Here is a 20,294-nt window from a genome sequence, read left to right as displayed (position 1 = left end):
GAAGCAATACGCCGCAACGGCTTGCTGCTGCGCCGGACCGCCACCAATCGCTTGACCTGACCGGCCCGATCCCGCGATGACGGCGCGGAGATGGCGTCGTCCCCGATCCTCGATAACCCTACCCGCACCGCTGCGCTGCTCGCCGGCGCGATCACGCTCGCCGCGGCGGTGCTGATCCTCGCCGTCGTCGGCAGCCTCGTCGCCGCGGCGGGTTTCCTCGCGATCGGGATCATCGCCGCCGGCATGGTCTTCGCCTGGCGGCTGCTGACGCCGCAGCACGCCACCGAGCCGCGTACGATCGACTGGGAGTTCACCCGCGCCGTCGCGCAGGCGAGCAGCGACGCGGTCGCGATCACCGATCGTGCCGGCCGGCTGGTCTGCGCCAACGACGCCTATGAGGCGCTGTTCGCCGGTTTCCCGACCCCGCCCGGCCTGCCGCTCGACAATGACGGCGTGGCCTTGCTCGGCAACGCCGGCCGCATCGCCTGGCGCGAAGGCAATGGCGTCGTCCGCAACCTTCAGGTCGGCGTCCACCGCGTCTGCGCGCGCATCACCCGCGCCGGCGACGAGGGCGACATGCTCGTCTGGCGGTTCAGCGTCACCGAGGAGCAGGACGTCGCCGCCTCGACCGAGGCGCTGATCGAGGGCGCGACCGGCGATCGGCTCGGTGGCGCCGGGGTGATGGCGGCGCTGATCTGCCCCGACGGCCGCGTCCGCGCCGCCAATCGCGTGCTGGCCCAGCGCGCGCTCGGCGGCGGCGAGCGGCTGGAGGGCCGCGACTTCGCCCGGCTGCTGATCACCGACAGCCGCGGCCTCGTCCGCTTCGAGCGCGAGGGGCTCGACGGCACGCCGCTGCGCGTCGTCCAGATCCCCTTCATGGATTCGGAGGATGCGCCGGTGCTCGTCGCGCTGCTCGACGACGAGGATAGCGCGCCCGCGATCGGCGCCTCGGCCTCGGCGCACGTGCGCAGCCTCGTCAGCCTGATGCCGTTCGGGATGGCGCTGGTCGATCGCGAGGGCAAGTTCCTCCAGATGAACGACGCCTTCATCCGCGCCGCGGGTGTCGACGCGCGCACCCCGCCGCTCTACCCGGGCGATCTCGTCGTGCGCGAGGACAAGGCCGCGGTCGCCGATGCGATCCGCCGCTTCGCCGGTGGTGCCACGCATTCCTCCGACATGGCGGTGCGCCTCAAGAGCCACCCCGAGGAGCCGGTCGCGCTCACCATCGCCGGCGCGCGCGGACTGGGCGATGCCGCGGTGCTGCTCAGCCTCAAGGACAATAGCGAGGAGAGCCGCCTCAAGCGTGAGGTCGCGCAGGCGACCAAGATGCAGGCGGTAGGCCAGCTCGCCGGCGGCGTCGCGCACGATTTCAACAATATCCTGACCGCGATCATCGGCCATTGCGACCTGATGATGATGCGCCATTCGCCCGGCGACAGCGACTACGACGATATCCAGCAGATCCGCACCAACTCGAACCGCGCCGCCAGCCTGACCCGCCAGTTGCTCGCGTTCAGCCGCCAGCAGACGCTGCGTCCGCAGACGCTGCAACTGCCCGATGTCGTCGCCGAGGTCTCCAATCTGCTCAAGCGGCTGATGGGCGAACAGATCCGCCTCGACGTCACGCACGGCCGCAACCTCGGCGCGGTGCGCGCCGATCCCGGCCAGCTCGAACAGGTCGTCGTCAACCTCGCGGTCAACGCGCGCGATGCGATGCTCGCGCACAATCCGGGCGGTGGCGGGACGCTGACCATCCAGACCAAGTCGGTCACCGCCACCGAGGTGCGCGCGATGGCCTCCGACATCCTGCCCGTCGCGGATTACACCGCCCTGGTCGTCAGCGACGAGGGCGGCGGCATTCCCCCCGAGATCCTGCCCAAGATCTTCGAACCCTTCTTCACCACCAAGGAGGTCGGCAAGGGTACCGGTCTCGGCCTGTCGACCGTCTACGGCATCGTCAAGCAATCGGGCGGCTGGATCTTCGCCGAATCGAAGCCGGGGCAGGGTGCCACCTTCACCATGTACCTGCCGGTCCACGCCGCGGGCACCGTCACCCGCGTCCCCGCCTCGCGGCCCAGTCCCAAGCCGGTGGAGATGTGGGGCACCGGCACGATCCTGCTGGTCGAGGACGAAGGCATGGTCCGCGCCGTCGCCGAGCGCGCGCTGACCCGCCAGGGCTATACCGTGATGACCGCGGAGAATGGCGAGGCGGCGCTGGAGCTGCTCGACCGCAACGGCCGCCCCGACCTGTTGATCAGCGACGTGGTGATGCCGACGATGGACGGCCCGACGATGGTCCGCCACGCCCGCGACCGTTATCCCGACCTGCCGATCATCTTCATGTCGGGCTATGCCGAGGAGCAATTGCGCCGCTCGATCGACCTCGACAACGTCGCCTTCCTGCCCAAACCGTTCAGCGTCCAGCAGCTCGCCGAGGCGGCGCGGGACGTGCTGGTCGGGCGGTGATGCCGTCGCCACGGCGCGCCGCGGCAGGAACGGGACAGGTTCCGCGAAATCATCTGTTGGCATTGCGCAACGACCGCGGGTAAGGGCGCAGGATGGCTTCCCCTACGCAGATCCTCATCGTCGAGGATGAACCTCTCATTGCGATGATGCTCGAGGATTTTCTCGAGGTCCTGGACAAGACGTCCGCCGGCACCGTCGACACGGTCGCGGGCGCGCTCGCGCGGGTCGCGGACGGCGGCATCGACGCCGCGATCCTCGACGTCAACCTGCGCGGCGGCGAGAAGAGCACGCCGATCGCCGAAGCGTTGGCTGCACGCGACATCCCCTTCATCTTCGCCACCGGCGGCAGCGACGACAGCGTCGACGCGCAGTTCCGCGATCGCCCGGTGCTGCAAAAGCCGTTCACTATGGACGGCGTGGCGAAGGCGCTGGACGCGCTCTAGGCCGGGACCTCCGCAAAACTCGGCCGGTGCTCCCGCGCAGGCGGGAGCCCAGCAGTCTCGCGCGCTAACGGAGGTTTCCTTGCTTGGCTCTGGGTTCCCGCCTTCGCGGGAACAGCGGAAGAAGTATGGCGACGGTCGACAGGACAGGCGATCGCGCGAAGCGACATTCGCGCCCCGCGTACGCATGACGCATTTGTCACCGGAACGAAGGTCCTTCCGATCGCATTGACCGATCGAGGCTTTCAAGAAGGAACAGATGTGGCAGGCGAACCGATTGCGATCGTCACCGGCGGGGAATCCGGCATCGGCGCGGCCTGCGTCGCGGCGCTCGCCAAGGCCGGCGCCCGCGTCGTCTTCACCTATTTCCGCGACGCCGCCGCCGCAGCGGCGGTCGCGCAGGCGGCCGGCGGCGAGACGCGCGCCCATGCCGTGCAATGCGACGTCTCCAGCGAAGCCGCGGTCGAAACGCTCTTCGCAGAGACCGAGGCGCGGTTCGGCACCGCGACGTGGCTGGTCAATTCCGCCGGCCTCAACATGGCCGGCACCAAGCTGGTCGACATGCCGCTCGACCAGTTCGACCGCGTGCTGCGTTCCGATCTCTACGGCCCGTTCCTCACCTGCCGCCGCTTCGTCCGCGCCGCCGAGGCGGCGAAGGCCGGCGGCCGCATCGTCAACATCTCCTCGATCCACGAACGCGCACCGCGCCCCGGTGGGGCCGATTACGATTCGGCCAAGGGCGGCCTCGCGCAGCTCACCGCGACGCTGGCGCTCGAACTCGCGCCGTCGCGGATCGCGGTCAACGGCATCGCCCCGGGCATGATCCTGACCCCGATGAACGCGCATGCGGTGGAGGACGCCGCCTATCGCGCGAAGCTGGAGGCGAACATCCCCTGGGGCCGCGCCGGCACCGCCGACGAGGTCGCGACGCTCGTCGCCTTCCTCCTCTCGCCCGCGGCGGATTATATCACCGGCACCACCGTCACGATCGACGGCGCGCTGTCCCTCGTCATCGCGCAGGGCGCATAGGAGCGCCCCCGATGCCCACTTATGCCGTCGAGGCCCTCGACACCGTCACCATCGCCCCCGGCTCGCCGATCGACGGCATGGACCTGATGAGCCCCTTCGTCTGGCGGGAGCAGGGCCGGTACCGCATGCTGGTGCGCGGCGTTCCCGATCCGCTCGGCCCCGCCGATCCCACCGGCCTGATCGCCAGCGGCTGGAGCGACGACGGCCTCCACTTCACGCTCGACGCGCAGCTCGCGATCGCGCCGGGCACCGATCCCGCCGACGCCGATGCCGGCGGCTGCGAGGACCCTACTGTGCTGATCGCCGACGACGGCGGCTATGTCGTCTATTACACCGGCGTCGACGCCGCCCGCTCGCAGGGTGTGTTGATCGCCGCGAGCGGCGCCACGCTCGACACGCTGGTCAAGCGCCGCGTCGCGCTCGCCGCCCCGGCCGGCGAGGGCAATATCAAGGAAGCGACCTTCGCGCAGACCGCGGCGGGCGACTGGCGCCTGTTCTACGAATATGCCGTCGCGGAGGAACGCGGCATCGGCGCCTCGCGCGTCGGCATCGCCCGCGCCGCGCGACTCGGCGAACCCTGGACCTCGCTTGCCGATCCCTTTCCGATCCGCGCCGATTCGTGGGACAATTGGCATCTGTCGACCGGCCCGGTCTGCTGCCTGCCCGGCGCCGATCCGGTGATGTTCTACAATGGCGCGACGCTCGACGCGCGCTGGCGGATCGGCTGGATCAGCTTCTCGCCCGATTTCGCTGCGGTAGCCGGTCGCGGGCTCGAACCCGTCATCCTGCCGCCCCCGCCCGAGGATCGCGCCAAGACCGACATCGCCTTCGCCGCCTCGACCGTCATCGAGGACGGCATGATCTCCCTCTATTTTTCGCTGGAGGATCGCATCCTGCGTCGCGCCCGCATCCGATATTACGCGTAACAAGCTTGCGTTGAAGGGCCCTCCCGCGACATAGGGCGTCGCCATGACCCAGTTTGACAAGTCCCGCCTGCCGAGCCGCCACGTCTCGGTCGGCCCCGAACGCGCTCCGCACCGCAGCTATTATTACGCGATGGGCATCGGCGAGGAGGATATCGCCAAGCCCTTCGTCGCGCTCGCCAGCGCCGGCAACAATTCGGCGCCGTGCAACACCACGCTCGACGGCCAGGCGGATGCCGCGCAGGCCGGCGTGATCCAGGGCGGCGGCATGCCGCGCCGCTTCAACACGATCACCGTCACCGACGGCATCGCCATGGGCCATCAGGGGATGAAGGCGTCGCTGGTCAGCCGCGAGGTCATCGCCGATTCGGTCGAGCTGTCGGTCCGCGGCCATTGCTACGACGCGCTGGTCGGCTTCGCCGGCTGCGACAAGTCGCTGCCCGGCATGATGATGGCGATGCTGCGCCTCAACATCCCGTCGATCTTCGTCTACGGCGGCTCGATCCTGCCCGGTCGCTTCCAGAACCGCGACGTCACCGTCGTCGACGTGTTCGAGGTGGTCGGCAAATATGCCGCCGGCGCCTGTCCGCTGTCGGAGGTGCACGAACTCGAAAAGGTCGCCTGTCCCGGCCACGGCGCGTGCGGCGGCCAGTTCACCGCCAACACCATGGCCTGCGTCGGCGAGGCGATCGGCCTCAGCCTGCCCAACAGCAACATGGTCCCCGCGCCGTACAGCACGCGCGAGCAGATCGCCGTCGCCGCCGGCGCGCAGGTGATGGAGCTGGTCGCCAAGCAATTGCGCCCACGCGACATCTGCACCCGCGCCGCCTTCATCAACGCCGCGCGCGTCGTCGCCGCCACCGGCGGTTCGACCAACGCCGCGCTGCATCTGCCGGCGATGGCGAGCGAGGCTGGTATTGATTTCGACCTGTTCGACGTCGCCGAGGCGTTCAAGTCGACGCCGTATATCGCCGACCTCAAGCCCGGCGGGCAATATGTGGCGAAGGACATGTACGAGGCGGGCGGCGTCTACATGCTCATGAAGACGATGCTCGCCGGCGGTCTGCTCGACGGCGATTGCATCACCGTCACCGGCAAGACGCTCGGCGAGAACATCGATCAGGTGACGTGGAACCCCGACCAGAAGGTCATCTACGACGTCAAGACGCCGTTGAGCCCGACCGGCGGCGTCGTCGGCCTGCTCGGCAGCCTCGCCCCCGATGGCGGCATCGTCAAGGTCGCCGGCATGCACCGCCTCCAGTTCGAAGGGCCGGCGCGAGTGTTCGACTGCGAGGAGGATTGCTTCGCCGCGGTCGAAGCGCGTTCGATCAACGAAGGCGAAGTGCTCGTCATCCGCTACGAAGGGCCGAAGGGTGGCCCGGGCATGCGCGAGATGCTGTCGACCACCGCCGCGCTTTACGGCCTCGGCATGGGCGAGAAGGTTGCGCTCATCACCGATGGCCGTTTCTCGGGCGCGACGCGCGGCTTCTGCATCGGCCATGTCGGCCCCGAGGCGGCCGAGGGCGGCCCGATCGCCCTGGTCGAGAACGGCGACACGATCCGCATCGATGCCGAGGCCGGCACGATCGACCTGCTCGTCGACGACGCGACGATGGCCGCGCGCCGCGCCGCCTGGCAGCCGCGGGTGAACGATTACGGCTCGGGCGCATTGTGGCGCTATGCCCAGAACGTCGGTCCTGCCTGGCAGGGCGCTGTCACCCACCCCGGCGCCAAAGCCGAAACCCACGTCTATGCGGATATCTGATCGCCGGGGCGCAGGAGCGGCGCTGCTGCTCCTCGCCGCCTGCAGCGATCCGCATGCCGGCGACAACGCGCTGGCCCAGGTGGAATCGGCGCAGGCGGAGGCGGCGGAGGACGACGGCAACATCCTCTGCGCGCGCGGCGGTGAAGCGCTCAAGCGCGACTGCACCGTCGAGCAGACGCAGAGCGAACGCGGCCTGATCCTCACCCTGCGCCATGCGGACGGCGGCTTCCACCGCCTGCTGGTGACGCGCGACGGCCGCGGCGTGGTCGCGGCGGATGGCGCCGAACCGGCGAAGGTGACGATCCCCGAACCCGGCACGATCGACGTCGCGCTCGGCACCGATCGTTACCGTCTCCCCGCGACGATCAAGCCCGCCCGATGATCGCGATCGACGGCCAGCCGATCCTCACCGCCGCGCAGATGCGCGCCGCCGAGAATGCCGCGATCGCCGCGGGCACGTCGGTAAAGGCGCTGATGCAGCGGGCGGGGGAGGGCATCGCCGCCGCCGCGCGCCGCCTCGCCATCGGTACGGACGTTCTCGTGGTCTGCGGCCCCGGCAACAACGGCGGCGATGGCTATGTCGCCGCGACGACGCTCGCCCGCCTCGGCCACCCGGTCCGCGTGGCCGCCAGCGCTCCGCCGAAGACCGACGCTGCCATCGCCGCGCGCGCCGGCTGGACCGGCCCGATCGAGGCGCTCGCCGAGGCGACACCCGCGCCGGTGCTGATCGATTGCCTGTTCGGCATCGGCGTGACGCGTCCGCTCGCACCGGAGATCGACGCGACGCTCGCCCGTCTGTCGCGCGCCGCCCGCCTCGTCATCGCCGCCGACCTGCCCAGCGGCACCGATGCCGACACCGCCCGAGCCCCCGATTGGGCCAAGGACCACCCCGTCACGCTGACGCTCGCGCTCGGCGCGCTCAAACCCGCGCACGTCCTCCACCCCGCCGCGGCCGCCTGCGGCACCGTCCGCCTGATCGACCTCGCAATCGACCGCCCCGATGCCGTCACGGTGGCCGACCGGCCGACGCTTCCGCACCCCGGTCCGACCTCGCACAAATACACCCGCGGCATGGTCGCGATCGTCGCCGGCGCGATGGAGGGCGCCGCCCGCCTCGCCGCCGTCGCCGCGTTGCGCAGTGGCGCCGGCTATGTCGCGCTCTACGGCGGCAGCGGGCAGGGCGGCCCCGATGCGATTGTCCACCGCCCCTACGACCCCGAAGCGCTCGCCGACGATCGCATCGGCGCGATCCTGATCGGTCCCGGCCTCGGTCGCGACCATGAGGCACGCGCGCGGCTCACTGAGCTGATCGCCGCCGACACGCACCGGCTCGTCATCGACGGCGACGCGCTCCACCTGCTCGACCCCGATGCGCTCCGCGGCCGCCGCAACCCGGTCGTCCTCACCCCCCACGCCGGCGAGTTCCGCGCACTCTTCGGCAGCCCCGCAGGCTCGCTCCTCGATCAAGCGCGCAGCGCCGCCACCCGCGCCGACGCCATCGTCGTCCTCAAAGGCCCTACGACGATCGTCGCCAGCGCCGCCGGCGCCCGCGTCCATCCCGCCGGCAATCCGTGGCTTTCCACCGCCGGCACCGGCGACGTGCTCGCCGGCACGATCGCCGCGCAGCTCGCATACGGCCACGCCGATCCGCTCGCCGCCGCCGATGCCGGCGTCTGGCTCCACGCTCGGGCGGCGACGCTGGCGGGGAAAAGCTTCATCGCCGACGACTTGGCAAATGCGCTCACCCCGGCCAGAGCCGGCGCATGACCTCCACCGACACCATTTTACGCGTCGCGGCGCGCGGCGACGGCGTCACCGCCGACGGCCGCCACGCCGCCTTCGCCGCGCCCGGCGACCTGCTCGGCGCCGACGGCACACTGACCCACGGCCCGCATCACCAGGCGCCGCCGTGCCGCCATTTCCCCGAATGCGGCGGCTGCCAGCTCCAGCATCTCGACGACGACGCTTATGCCGCCTTCGTCACCGACCGCGTCGCCAGCGCGCTCGACGGGCAGGAGCTGACTGCCGCGCTGCGCCCGCCGCTCGTCTCGCCGCCCAACACCCGCCGTCGCGCGACGCTGCACGCTGAGGGGAAGGGCGGCCGCGTCACGCTCGGCTTCACCGCCGAAAAGAGCCATGCGATCGTCGACATGCGCGAATGCCATATCCTCGCGCCGGAGCTGTTCGCGGTCGTCGCCCCGTTGCGCGCCTTGCTCCAGAAGCTCGGCTTCAAGCGCCGCGGCGACGTCCACCTGACGCTGTCGGATCAGGGGCCGGACGTGATGGTCACCAACCTCACCGCCGACGGCCTCGCTGCCGCCGAGGCGATCACCAGCTTCTGCGAGCGCCACGCCATCGCGCGCTTCACGCTCGACAGCGGTATCGGCGCCGAGACCCGCTGGGAGCCGCAGCCGGTGACGATCACGCTCGGCGGCCATCCGGTGCCGCTGCCGCCCGCCGCGTTCCTGCAAGCCACGCAGGAGGGCGAGGACGCGCTCGTCGCCGCGATGCGCGAGGCCACCAAGGGCGCCGCGACGATCGCCGACCTGTTCGCCGGTCTCGGCACCTTCACCCTCGCGCTGCCGACACGCGTCTACGCCGCGGAGGGCGCGCGCGACGCGCTCTTCTCGCTGAAATCCGCGGCGGGCAGGGGGCAGCTCCCGGTCTTCACCGAACACCGCGATCTCTACCGCCGCCCGCTGACGGTGGCCGAGCTCGACCGCTTCGACGCGATCGTCATCGATCCGCCCCGCGCCGGCGCGCGCGATCAGGTCGAGGCGCTCGCCGCCTGTCAGGCGAAGGTGATCGGCTACGTCTCCTGCAACCCGTCGAGCTTCGCCCGCGACGCGAAATTGCTGATCGAAGGCGGCTGGCGGATCGACTGGGTCCAGCCGGTCGGCCAGTTCCGCTGGTCCACCCACGTCGAACTGGCGGCGCGCTTCATCCGGTAATTGGTTCACGCGAAGGCGCGAAGGCGCGAAGAGGTCCCGCCAAGGGCGAGCGGATCGACCGGAAGACGAGCAATCGCATGCGGGAATGTCCCGCGGCTTCCCCGATCGCAACACCTTCGCGCCTTCGCGCCTTCGCGCCTTCGCGTGAACTCAATACACCGCCGATACGAAGAACAGCCCGTCGGGCGGCGCATTGAGCCCCAGCCGCGCCCGGTCCCGTGCCTCAAGGGCCTCCCGCACGTCCTCCACCGACCAGCGCCCCATCCCGACCAGCGCCAGACACCCGACCATCGAGCGCACCTGATGGTGGAGGAACGACCGCGCCGCCGCCCGCACCGAGATCCGTTCCCCCGCCTGCGTCACCGACAGCAGATCGAGCGTCCGCACCGGGCTGTCCGCCTGGCAATGCGCCGAGCGGAACGTAGTGAAGTCGTGCCGCCCGACCAGCACCGCCGCCGCCGCCGCCATGGCGTCGGCATCGAGCACCTGCGGCACCTGCCACGCCAGCCCCGCCTCCCAGGTCAACGGCGCCCGCCGGTTGACGATGCGATACTCATACGCCCGCCCGAGACACGAAAACCGCGCATGCCAATCGTCCGCCATCACGACGCAGTCGAGCACCGCGACCGGCGCCGGCCGCACCCGCGCGTTCAGCGCCTCCATCAACCGGAACGGCGCGATATCCTTGGCGATATCGACATGCGCGCGCATCCCAAGCCCATGCACCCCGGCATCGGTCCGCCCAGCGGCATGGACCGCGGTCCGCTCGCCGGTCACCGCGAACACCGCCTCCTCCAGCGCCGCTTGCACGCTCGGCCCGTGCTTCTGCCGCTGCCAGCCCATGAACGGCCGGCCGTCATATTCCACCGTCAGCGCGAACCGCGTCAAAGCTGCGTGCCCGATCGCACCGGAAAACCGCGCAGCAACTCCGCCGTACTCGTCACCCCGCGCCCGGCGCGCTGGACGAGCATCGGCCGGATCGCGCCGTCGCCGCAGGCGATCGTCAGCGCATCGTCCACTGTCGTCCCCTCGCCGCCGGGGAAGCTGAACGGCAGCACGTCGGCGCCGAGCACCTTGACCCGCTCGCCCGCGATCTCCAGCCACGCCCCCGGCGCGGGGTTCATCGCCCGCACCAGCCGCTCGACCTCCACGGCGCTGCGCGTGAAATCGATCCGCGCCTCCGCCTTGTCGATCTTGCTGGCATAGGTGACGCCCGCCTCGGGCTGCGCCACCGGCGGATGCGCATCGAGATCGCCGAGCACCGCGACCATCAACCCCGCGCCCAACGCCGCCAGCTCTTCGGTCAGCTCGCCCGCGGTCTTGCGATCGACCGCCACGCGCCCCTCCAGCCGCACCGGTCCGGTATCGAGCCCCGCCTCCATCTGCATGATCCCGACCCCCGTCTCGGCATCGCCGGCGAGGATCGCGCGTTGCACCGGCGCCGCCCCGCGCCAGCGCGGCAGCAACGAACCATGGACGTTGAGGCAGCCGAACCGCGGCGCGGCCAGCACCGCCCTGGGCAGGATCAACCCATACGCCGCCACCACCGCGACATCCGCGTCCAGCGCCGCGAACGCCGCCTGCTCCTCCGCGCCCTTCAGGCTGACCGGATGCCGCACCGCGATCCCCAGCGCCTCGGCGCGCTGCTGCACCGGAGAGGCGACCGTCTCGCGCCCGCGCCGCCCGCCGGGCCGCGGCGGCTGGCTGTAGGCCGCGACGACGTCATGTCCGGCCGAAACCAGCGCCTCCAGCGTCGGTACGGCGAAGTCGGGAGTTCCCATGAAGATGATCCGCATGGGCTGCCTTCAACGCGCTGGCGGGCGACGGCGCAACCCCCTATCTGTTCCGTCATGGCCTCTCCCGAAATCGAAGCCCTGACCCAGGCGCTCGCGCGCCTCCCCGGCCTTGGGCCACGGTCGGCACGCCGCGCCGTGCTCCATCTGCTCAAGAAGCGCGAGGCGGCGCTCGGCCCCTTGCGCGCCGCGCTGGAGGCGGTCGACGAACGGCTCGAGACCTGCGCGACCTGCGGCAACGTCGACACCGCCAACCCCTGCGCGATCTGCGCCGACCCGCGCCGCGACCAACGATCGCTCTGCGTGGTGGAGGAAGTGGCGGACCTGTGGGCGCTCGAACGCTCGCGGCTGTTCCCCGGCCGCTTCCACGTCCTCGGCGGCCGACTGTCCGCGCTCGAAGGCATCCGCCCCGAGGATCTCGCGATCGAGACCCTGGTCACCCGGATCGAGGCGGGCGGCATCGACGAGGTCGTCCTCGCGATGAACGCGACGCTGGAGGGCCAGACCACGGCGCATTACCTCGCCGACCGCATCGAACGCTTCCCGGTGCGCGTGACCCAGCTCGCCCACGGCCTGCCGGTCGGCGGCGAACTGGATTATCTCGACGAAGGCACGCTCGCGCAGGCGCTGCGCGCGCGGCGTCCGGTGTAAATTCCTCCCCGGCACGGGGAGGGGGACCGCGCATCGCAGATGCGTGGTGGAGGGGGGCTTCCACACGCGCCCCCGTCCGGGGAGAGCCCCCTCCACCATGCCAACGCATGGTCCCCCTCCCCGTGCCGGGGAGGACTATGCTCGAACTTGACGCCAAACTCCTCGCCACCTAGCTGACCGGGCATGGCAGTCCTCCCCATCGTCGAAGTCCCCGATCCGCGCCTGCGCCTGATCTCCAAGCCCGTCGAGCAGGTCACCGACGAAACGCGCGCCTTCGTGCAGGACATGATCGACACGATGTACGACGCCAACGGCATCGGCCTCGCCGCGATCCAGGTCGGCGTCGACAGCCGCATCCTCGTCATCGACCTGCAGGACGAGAAGGACGAGGAAGACAAGCCGATCAGGGCGCCGCACGCCTATATCAACCCCGAGATCCTGTCGGTCAGCGAAGAGACGAGCAGCTACAACGAAGGCTGCCTGTCGATCCCCGAACAATATGCCGACGTCGCCCGCCCGGCGAGCTGCCGCGTCCGCTGGCTCGACGAACAGGGCGAAGCCCATGAGGAAGAGCTGACCGGCCTGCTCTCGACCTGCATGCAGCACGAGATCGATCATCTCAACGGCATCCTCTTCATCGACCATATCAGCCGCCTCAAGCGCGACATGGTCATGAAGAAACTGACGAAGATGCGCCGCTGACGCACAGGCGCGGGGCGGCTCGCTCCGCTTCCTCCACATCCGTCACCCCGGACCCGTTCGAAACCTCCGCGACACTGCACAGTGCTTGGAACGCGAAGTGCTTACATGAACGGTCCTGTGTGACGGCCCCGCCCGTGACAGGGGGAGACTGAGGCGGGCAGCGTCGAGCGCCCATATCCCGCAATTAGGGACTGTCCTCCCTCCGACGTTCGATCTATGTTCCCCGTCACGAAAAGACCGCCGGCGATGTTCGCAATGACGTCCGCCGGCCGCCAAAGGGAATGACCGTGGACCTGACGATCGTCATCATCGCCATCCTTGCCCTCGCGGCGGGGCTGCTCGTCGGCTGGCTGCTCGCCAGCCGCAGGGCCGGCAGCCTCACCGCCGATCTCGCCGTCGCGCAGAGCAAGGCCGCCGACGCCGAGATCGCCGCCCGCGCCCGCGACGCGGTCGAGCGCGAACGCAACGAGGCGATGCGCGACCTCGCCGCGCTCCGTGCGCAGGCGGAGGACCGCGCCGCCACGCTCGATGCGCTGCGCGACGAACTCTCCGCAATCCGCGCCGATCGCGACGCCGCCCGCACCACGCTCGCCACCACCGGCGCGCAGGTCGAGGCGTTCGAGGCGCGCCTGATCGACATGCGCGACGCCAAGGAGCAGATGGCGGCGCAGTTCAACGACCTCGCCAACAAGGCGCTGACCGACGCGCAAAAAGCGTTCCTTGATCGTGCCGAGGCGCGCTTCCGCCAGTCGGAGGAACTCGCCGGCACCAATCTCAAGTCACTGCTCCAGCCGGTCAACGACCGCTTGCTCCGCTACGAGGAGGGCGTCGCCAAGGTCGAGGCCGAGCGCCGTGACGCCTTCGGCGATCTCAAGGGCCAGATCGAGCAGATGCGGCTCGGCCAGGAGCGCGTCTCCGGCGAGGCGGCCAAATTGGTCAACGCGCTGCGCAACGCGCCCAAGGCGCGCGGCCGCTGGGGCGAGCAGCAGCTTCGCAACGTGCTCGAAACCTGCGGCCTCGCCGAGCATACCGACTTCGCGATGGAGGTCAGCGTCGCCGACGGCGAGGGCGGTCGCCTGCGCCCCGACGCGATCGTCCGCGTTCCCGGCGGCAAGTCGCTGATCATCGACGCCAAGGTGTCGCTCAACGCCTATCAGGACGCGTTCGGCGCGGTCGACGAGAGCGAGCGCCATATCGGCCTCACCGCCCACGCCGCCTCGATGCGCGCGCATATCAACGGCCTCTCCGCCAAGGCTTATTGGTCGCAGTTCGACGACACGCCGGAATATGTCGTGATGTTCGTACCCGGTGAGCATTTCCTCTCCGCCGCGCTGGAGCACGATGCCGGCCTGTGGGATTATGCCTTCGACAAGAAGGTCCTGCTCGCCACGCCGACCAACCTGATCGCGATCGCGCGCACCGTGGCGGCGGTCTGGCGGCAGGAGAAACTGGCGACCGAAGCCCGCGCGATCGGCGCGCTCGGCAAGGAACTCTACGACCGGCTCGCCAAGGCCGGCGAGGACCTCCGCAAGGTCGGCGGCGGCCTGACCACCGCGGTCAACAATTACAACAATTTCGTTTCGAGCTTCGAAAGCCGCGCCCTGGTATCGGCGCGCAAGTTCCGCGACCTCAACATCGAACCCGGCGCGCGCGAGATCGGCGTCGCGGAACCCGTCGAGGCCCTGGCGCGCTACGGCGAGGAAGCGCTGCGCCTGCCGGACGCGGCGGAATAGAGGAGCGGGCGATGAAGGGCATGTACGATGGCGACGTCATCATGGATCGCGACGGGCGCGTGTCGGGTATGGTCGCCGGCGACGTGATCGTCCGCTCTGGCTGCGACGTCAGGATCAGCGGCATGGTCGCCGGTGACGTCTATGTCGAGGCGGGCGCCCGCGCACGGATCAGCGGCATGGTCTCCGGCCGCATTATCGACCGCGGCGGCGTCATCCGGGTCAGCGGCATGGTCGGTGGCTAGGCCGGTCGGCAAGGCGTTGACGCTGCGGCCGAAACCGGCACCGCTGTCCTACAGGCAGCGTTCGTGCTACCCGTCTGGCTCTTTCTCATCGGTTCAGAAATCGAAACGATAGGGCTCGATCGTTTCGATTAAGGTGTCCAACTTGTCCATGTTGCATCATGCGCGAGGCGGCGGCAGGACCAGTAGCGAGGACAGGCATCCAGATAAAAAGTCCTCCCCCGCCAGGGGGAGGTGGCGCGGCGAAGCCGTGACGGAGGGGGAGGAAAGCGATCACTTCGGTTGCGTGTCCTCCCCCTCCGTCATGCCTTCGGCATGCCACCTCCCCCTGGCGGGGGAGGACTGACTTCGATGCCGCCCCTAGCCGTGCTGCGCCAACACCTCATAGGCCATCACCGCCGTCGCCACCGCGGCGTTGAGACTGTCCGCCTTGCCCAGCATCGGGATCTTGACCAGCAGGTCGCACGCCGCGGCATAGTCCGCCGGCATCCCCTGCGCCTCGTTGCCGGTCAGCAGGAAGGTCGGGGTCGCGTAGCGCGCCGCGCGATAATCATGGTCGGTATCGAGGCTCAGCCCGACGAGTTGCCCCGGCCCCTCGCGTAGCCAGCCGAGGAACGGCTCCCATTCGCTGCGCACCACGGGAATTGTGAACAGCGCGCCCATGCTGGCGCGCACCGCCTCGACCGAGAAGGGATCGACGCATTCGCCGATCAGGATCAGCGCGCCCGCGCCGACCGCATCGGCGGTGCGCAGGATCGTGCCGAGATTGCCGGGATCGCGCAGCCGCTCGGCGACCAGCCAGATCTTCGACGTGGTCCGATCGAGATCGGCCAGCGTCCGGTCGAATTCGTCGAACACGCCGACCACCGCCTGCGGATTGTCCTTGCCCGACAGCTTGGACAGGATGTCGGGCGTCGTCTGGATCGACTCGCCGCCCGCCATCTCGACGTCGATCGACAGCGCATGGACCAGCGGGTGGTCGGCATTGCCCGCCGCGTAGAACAGGATGCGCGGCAGTCGCCCGGTCTCGCGCGCCTCGGTGAGGATGCGCAACCCCTCGGCCATGAACTGGCGCGCGCCGCGGCGATGGCGCTTGTCGCGCAGTTCGCGGGCGTATTTGACGAGCGGGTTGGAAAAGGCGGTGATCTCACGGGGCATAGGTTCCCCCTCCGGCACAGCGGCCGGTCAGCGCAAGCTCAATCTTCGCCGAACTTGGCCTCGACCAGCTCGCAGAGCGCTCCGACCGCCGCCTCGGCGCCGTCGCCGCTCGCGCTGATCGTGATCGAATCGCCCTTGGCGGCGCCCAGCATCATCAGCCCCATGATCGACGTGCCCGTCACCGCGCCATCGTCCTTGCTGACCTTGACCTCGACCGGCTGGGTCGAGGCGAGCGTGACGAACTTGGCGCTCGCCCGCGCGTGCAACCCACGCTTGTTGGTGATGAGGACGGTGCGCGTGACCTCCGCGCTCACGCCGCCGCCTCGCCGAGCACTTCGGAGGCGACCGAGATATATTTACGCCCGGCCTCCCGCGCCGCGGCGACCGCCTCGACGACCTTCATCGATTTGCGCGCCGAGCCGAGCCGGATCAGCATCGGCAAGTTCATCCCCGCGATCACCTCGACCCGGCCGCGCTCCATCAGCGAAATGGCGAGGTTGGACGGCGTGCCGCCGAACAGGTCGGTCAGCACGATCACGCCGCGGCCCGAATCGACCGCACCGATCGCGGTGGCGATATCGGCGCGCCGCTCCTCCATATCGTCGTCGGGACCGATCGAGATCGTCGCGATGCGATCCTGTGGACCGACGACATGGATCATCGCGGTCACGAATTCTTCGGCGAGCCGCCCGTGCGTCACCAGAACGAGGCCAATCATCTCAGATACGTTACTCATTTGCTGGCCGGCGGCCCCTCGAGCGAGTCCTGCGGTGCGGCCCCGAGGTCGCGATGCGTAATGGTGGGCGAAAAACCCGCTTTGCGCAACCGGTCAGCGAGATACTCGGCGACATGGACCGATCTGTGTCTCCCTCCGGTACAACCGATCGCGACGCTGACATAGGATTTCCCCTCGGCGCGGTAGCGCGGGATGAGGAGTTCGAGCAGGCTGCCAATCTGCTCCATCGCCTGCGGATAGGCGGGGTCGGCGGCGACATAAGCGGCGACGTCGGCGTCGAGCCCGGTCCCCGGCCGCAGCGCCGGGTCCCAATGCGGGTTGCGCAGAAAGCGCATGTCGAACACGAGATCGGCGTTGCGCGGCAGGCCGCGGGCGAAGCCGAACGACTGGATCGACAGCACCGGCTCGTCGCGGCCGTGCCCGGCGAAGGTGGTGCGCACCTGCTGCGCCAATGCATTGGCGGAGAGGTCGGTGGTGTCGATCAGCCGGTTCGCCCAATCGCGCAACGGCCGCAGCATCTCGCGCTCGCGCGCGATGCCGTCGCCCGCCGGCCGGTCGGGGGCGAGCGGGTGCCGCCGCCGCGTCTCCGAATAGCGCCGCTCCAGCTCGGCGCCCGAACAGTCGAGGAACAGCATGCCGATGTCGAGGCCATGGTCGTCGCGCAGCGAGCGGATGCGCTCGACGATCCGCGCCGGGTCGAAATCGCGGGTGCGCGCGCCGATGCCGATCGCCAGCGGCTGGCTGTCGTCCGCCGTCCCGGCGGCGAGCGGCGCGTCGAGCAATCGATCGAGCAGCACCAGCGGCAGATTGTCGACCACCTCCCAGCCGAGATCCTCCAGCGTCTTGAGCACGGTCGACTTGCCCGCGCCGGACAGGCCGGTGACGAGCAATATGTCCTTGGTCATGGCACGAACCTCATTCCGGTGTCGCCTCGGGCTGGCGCAGCGCCCATTCGATCTTCAGCGGCGTCGCGGCTTGGAAGGCATCGAGCGCGATCTCACGCACCGCGATTCCCGCCAGCCGGCGCCAGTGGCGCTCTGGCATGCGAAGCGGCGTGCCGTCGAGCCGCACGATCAGCGCCACCGGTACGTCATCGACCGCGGCCATCGTCACGATCCCCACGCCGCGCAGCTCGATCCGGCCGCGGATCGTCGCCGGCGCGCGCGCCAGCACGATCGCGCCGTCCCCGACCAGCAACGTCTGGTCGTCGCTGACCAGCATCGCGCCGCGATCGATCAGCCGCAGCGCGAGGTCGGACTTGCCGGCGCCCGGCGGTCCTTCGAGCAGCACCGCGTGCCCGCCGATCGCGACGCAGGTCGCATGGCGGCGTTCGGTTTCGCTCATCGCTCGGCGAGCGGCAGGCGGACGACGAAGCGCGCACCGCCCAGCCGGTCCTCGCGCGATTCGACCGCGATGCTGCCCTGATGCGCCTCGACGATCGTCCTGGCGATGGCGAGGCCGAGGCCGGAATGCTGCCCGAACGCCTCCGCCTCGGGCCGGATCGACTGGAAGCGGCGGAAGATCGCCTCGCGCGCCTCTTCGGGCACGCCCGGCCCCTCATCCTCGACGCGGACGACGAGATCGTCGCCTTCGCGTGCCACCGCGATCGCGATCAGCGCACCATCGGGCGAGAAGGACAGGGCATTGTCGATGAGGTTGTCGAACACGCGTTCGAGCCGCGCGCCCTCGCCGAGCGTCACCAGCGCCGTGCCGGCATGATCGAAGCGGAGCCGCACGCCCCGCTCGACCTCGCGGGCGAGCCGCTGGTCGACGAGCGCGCGGATCATCGCCGCGATGTCGATCGCCTCGAACTTCGCGCGGCTGAGCTGCGCGTCGAGGCGCGACGCCTCGGAAATGTCGGTGATCAGCCGGTCGAGCCGGTGCACGTCGTCGCGGACGATCGACAGCAGCCGCTCGCGCAACTCCGGGTCCCTGACCGCGTCGAGCCCCTCCACTGCCGAGCGCAGCGAGGCGAGCGGGTTCTTCATCTCATGGGTGACGTCCGCCGCGAACGCCTCGGTCGCATCGATCCGCGCGCGCAGCGCGAGGCTCATGTCGGACAGCGCCCGCGCGAGGCTGCCGATCTCGTCGCGGCGCGAGGGCAGGCGGGGCACCACCACTTCGCGCGCGCGCCCCAGTCGCACGCGGATAGCCGCGCGGGCCAGCCGGCGCAGCGGCCGCACGATCGTCCGCGCGAGGAACAGCGACAGTGCCACCGACACGATCGTGACCAGCAGCAGCACGAGGCTCAAGCGGAAGCGCTCGATCCGCACCGTCTGGGTGATGTCGCGCGCGTTGATCGTCGTCATCACCACGCCGCCGCTCGGCAGGGGCGCCGCGGCGGTGATCACCGGCGTCCGGTCGGGCGCACGCCAGACGCTCGCCGAACTCTCGCCCGCACGCGCTTGCCGCACGTCGGGCCATTGCCGCCCGTCGCTCCGCTCGCGATAGAGCGGCGGACGCGCCGCGCCGACGATGATGTCGATTCCCGCATCGAGCCACCGCGCCACCACCTGATCCCACGCCTGTTTGTCGGGATCGAGCAGCACCGCGTTGCGCGAGCCGAGCGCCCGGCTGTCGGCCATCGTCCGCCCCGCCGCATCGAACACGCGCAGCCGCGCACCGGTATCGCGCGCCAGCCGCCGCAGCAGGTCGTCGCGCTGGTCGGGGGCGACCATCGCCAGCGCCTCGCCGATCAGCCGCGCCTCGCGCCCCGCCTGCGCGACGCGGCTGTCGACGATCCGGCTGCGATACGAATCGAGATAGAAGAAGCCGCCGGCGAGCAGCAGCAGTGCGATGATGTTGACCGCGAGGATCCGCCGGGTGAGCGAGATCTGCCCCGACCAGCGCAGCGCGAGATCGCCGCCCTCCGGCCGCGGCTCACTCCTCGGAGAATCGGTATCCGGCGCCATACAGGGTCTCGATCGCGTCGAAGGTGGGATCGACGCCGCGGAACTTGCGGCGCAGGCGCTTGATATGGCTGTCGATGGTACGGTCGTCGACGTAGATGTCGTCCTGATAGGCGGCATCCATCAACTGGTTGCGCGTCTTGACGATCCCCGGCCGCTGCGCGAGCGTTTCGAGGATCAGGAATTCGGTGACGGTCAGCGTCACCGGCTCGCCGCCCCAGGTGGTGCGGTGCCGCGCCGGGTCCATCGACAGCCGCCCGCGCACCAGCGGCCCGGCGCCCGCCGCCTCATTGTCCTCGGTGGGCGCGGTGGCGAGGTCGGTCCGGCGCAGGATCGCGCGGATGCGCGCGATCAGCAGCCGCTGGCTGAACGGCTTGGCGATATAATCGTCCGCACCCATCGCCAGCCCGAGCGCCTCGTCGAGCTCGTCGTCCTTGCTGGTCAGGAAAATGACCGGGATCTGGCTCTTCTCGCGCAGCCGGCGCAGCAGTTCCAGCCCGTCCATCCGCGGCATCTTGATATCGAAGATGGCGAGATCGGGCGGATTGTCGGTCAATGCCTTGAGCGCGGTCTCGCCGTCCGAATAGACGCGGGTCAGGAACCCCTCGGTCTGCAAGGCGATCGAGACCGAGGTCAGGATGTTGCGGTCGTCGTCGACCAGCGCGATCGTCGCCGTCATGCGTGGGGAACCCTCGGCATCATCGGCATGCGGTAGGGCAAAGCGGCGCTAGGCTCAACCGGGGTGAAGCGGCAGGAGGGGCCACGTCGCGAACCGCCGCCATGCGATCCACGGCAATGC

21 protein-coding genes are annotated in these 20,294 nt (G+C 70.0%); 12 read left to right on the top strand and 9 right to left on the bottom strand.

Annotation, left to right across the window (positions count from 1 at the left end):
- Positions 1–90 precede the first annotated feature (90 nt).
- The 8 genes from ACLBWH_RS00565 to ACLBWH_RS00530 all read left to right on the top strand — a co-directional run bounded on the left by ACLBWH_RS00565 (position 91) and on the right by ACLBWH_RS00530 (position 9,574).
- The gene (locus ACLBWH_RS00565; protein ID WP_447795994.1) at positions 91–2,466 is read left to right on the top strand and encodes a response regulator; all 2,376 of its coding nucleotides are present in this window, start codon (positions 91–93) and stop codon (positions 2,464–2,466) included.
- Between the two features lie 92 nt (positions 2,467–2,558).
- Positions 2,559–2,909, top strand: a complete 351-nt coding sequence (locus ACLBWH_RS00560; protein WP_322849267.1) for a response regulator — start codon at positions 2,559–2,561, stop codon at positions 2,907–2,909.
- Between the two features lie 258 nt (positions 2,910–3,167).
- Positions 3,168–3,935, top strand: a complete 768-nt coding sequence (locus ACLBWH_RS00555) for an SDR family NAD(P)-dependent oxidoreductase (RefSeq protein WP_322849268.1) — start codon at positions 3,168–3,170, stop codon at positions 3,933–3,935.
- A gap of 11 nt (positions 3,936–3,946) precedes the next feature.
- Positions 3,947–4,861, top strand: a complete 915-nt coding sequence (locus tag ACLBWH_RS00550) for a glycosidase (RefSeq protein WP_447795991.1) — start codon at positions 3,947–3,949, stop codon at positions 4,859–4,861.
- Positions 4,862–4,904: 43 nt separating this feature from the next.
- Positions 4,905–6,623, top strand: coding sequence for a dihydroxy-acid dehydratase (gene ilvD, locus ACLBWH_RS00545; RefSeq protein WP_447795989.1), 1,719 nt, complete (start codon positions 4,905–4,907; stop codon positions 6,621–6,623).
- Positions 6,610–7,005, top strand: coding sequence for a hypothetical protein (locus ACLBWH_RS00540; protein ID WP_447795987.1), 396 nt, complete (start codon positions 6,610–6,612; stop codon positions 7,003–7,005). Before ilvD ends, ACLBWH_RS00540 begins: the two co-directional genes overlap by 14 nt.
- On the top strand, positions 7,002–8,390 hold the full coding sequence (locus ACLBWH_RS00535) for an NAD(P)H-hydrate dehydratase (protein ID WP_447795985.1): 1,389 nt from the start codon (positions 7,002–7,004) through the stop codon (positions 8,388–8,390). Before ACLBWH_RS00540 ends, ACLBWH_RS00535 begins: the two co-directional genes overlap by 4 nt.
- The gene (locus ACLBWH_RS00530; RefSeq protein ID WP_447795983.1) at positions 8,387–9,574 is read left to right on the top strand and encodes a class I SAM-dependent RNA methyltransferase; all 1,188 of its coding nucleotides are present in this window, start codon (positions 8,387–8,389) and stop codon (positions 9,572–9,574) included. Before ACLBWH_RS00535 ends, ACLBWH_RS00530 begins: the two co-directional genes overlap by 4 nt.
- Before the next feature lie 150 nt (positions 9,575–9,724).
- Here the strand turns inward: ACLBWH_RS00530 and truA are convergent, their stop codons facing one another.
- Both truA and fmt read right to left on the bottom strand, forming a co-directional pair.
- Positions 9,725–10,462: a tRNA pseudouridine(38-40) synthase TruA gene (gene truA / locus ACLBWH_RS00525; RefSeq protein ID WP_447795981.1), complete on the bottom strand. Its 738-nt coding sequence runs from the start codon at positions 10,460–10,462 to the stop codon at positions 9,725–9,727.
- Complete coding sequence (fmt, locus tag ACLBWH_RS00520; RefSeq protein ID WP_447795979.1) at positions 10,459–11,370, bottom strand: methionyl-tRNA formyltransferase; 912 nt, start codon at positions 11,368–11,370, stop codon at positions 10,459–10,461. The genes truA and fmt overlap by 4 nt, the downstream gene beginning before the upstream one ends.
- 54 nt (positions 11,371–11,424) lie before the next feature.
- On the opposite strand from fmt, the gene recR reads away from it, so the two are divergent.
- From recR to ACLBWH_RS00500, 4 genes are all read left to right on the top strand, one after another.
- Positions 11,425–12,018: a recombination mediator RecR gene (gene recR, locus ACLBWH_RS00515; protein WP_322849276.1), complete on the top strand. Its 594-nt coding sequence runs from the start codon at positions 11,425–11,427 to the stop codon at positions 12,016–12,018.
- A gap of 183 nt (positions 12,019–12,201) precedes the next feature.
- A complete protein-coding gene (gene def, locus ACLBWH_RS00510; RefSeq protein ID WP_447795976.1) occupies positions 12,202–12,720 on the top strand; it encodes a peptide deformylase in 519 nt (172 codons plus the stop codon).
- A gap of 281 nt (positions 12,721–13,001) precedes the next feature.
- Positions 13,002–14,453 carry a DNA recombination protein RmuC gene (locus ACLBWH_RS00505; RefSeq protein WP_447795975.1) on the top strand — a complete coding sequence of 484 codons (1,452 nt, stop codon included), beginning with the start codon at positions 13,002–13,004 and terminating at the stop codon, positions 14,451–14,453.
- Positions 14,454–14,464: 11 nt separating this feature from the next.
- Positions 14,465–14,695, top strand: a complete 231-nt coding sequence (locus ACLBWH_RS00500) for a hypothetical protein (protein ID WP_447795973.1) — start codon at positions 14,465–14,467, stop codon at positions 14,693–14,695.
- Between the two features lie 357 nt (positions 14,696–15,052).
- Here the strand turns inward: ACLBWH_RS00500 and ACLBWH_RS00495 are convergent, their stop codons facing one another.
- Genes ACLBWH_RS00495 through ACLBWH_RS00465 form a run of 7 tightly spaced genes read right to left on the bottom strand, consistent with a single transcriptional unit; the run spans position 15,053 to position 20,174 of the window.
- Positions 15,053–15,850 (bottom strand): TrmH family RNA methyltransferase, encoded by a 798-nt coding sequence (locus tag ACLBWH_RS00495; RefSeq protein WP_447795971.1) that lies wholly within the window; start codon positions 15,848–15,850, stop codon positions 15,053–15,055.
- A gap of 38 nt (positions 15,851–15,888) precedes the next feature.
- Entirely contained in the window at positions 15,889–16,164 is a 276-nt protein-coding gene (locus ACLBWH_RS00490; protein ID WP_322849280.1) for an HPr family phosphocarrier protein, read from the bottom strand.
- Positions 16,161–16,568 (bottom strand): PTS sugar transporter subunit IIA, encoded by a 408-nt coding sequence (locus tag ACLBWH_RS00485; RefSeq protein WP_038659276.1) that lies wholly within the window; start codon positions 16,566–16,568, stop codon positions 16,161–16,163. Before ACLBWH_RS00485 ends, ACLBWH_RS00490 begins: the two co-directional genes overlap by 4 nt.
- Positions 16,569–16,582: 14 nt before the next feature.
- Positions 16,583–17,491 carry an RNase adapter RapZ gene (gene rapZ, locus ACLBWH_RS00480; RefSeq protein WP_447795968.1) on the bottom strand — a complete coding sequence of 303 codons (909 nt, stop codon included), beginning with the start codon at positions 17,489–17,491 and terminating at the stop codon, positions 16,583–16,585.
- Positions 17,492–17,501: 10 nt separating this feature from the next.
- Positions 17,502–17,930 carry an HPr kinase/phosphorylase gene (locus tag ACLBWH_RS00475; protein WP_447795966.1) on the bottom strand — a complete coding sequence of 143 codons (429 nt, stop codon included), beginning with the start codon at positions 17,928–17,930 and terminating at the stop codon, positions 17,502–17,504.
- Positions 17,927–19,498, bottom strand: coding sequence for a stimulus-sensing domain-containing protein (locus ACLBWH_RS00470; protein ID WP_447795964.1), 1,572 nt, complete (start codon positions 19,496–19,498; stop codon positions 17,927–17,929). The genes ACLBWH_RS00475 and ACLBWH_RS00470 overlap by 4 nt, the downstream gene beginning before the upstream one ends.
- Positions 19,467–20,174 (bottom strand): response regulator transcription factor, encoded by a 708-nt coding sequence (locus tag ACLBWH_RS00465; protein ID WP_322849284.1) that lies wholly within the window; start codon positions 20,172–20,174, stop codon positions 19,467–19,469. Before ACLBWH_RS00465 ends, ACLBWH_RS00470 begins: the two co-directional genes overlap by 32 nt.
- Positions 20,175–20,294 lie beyond the last annotated feature (120 nt).

This window comes from Sphingomonas sp. M6A6_1c, from assembly GCF_053345135.1.
This window is presented reverse-complemented; position numbering and strand designations above follow the sequence as displayed.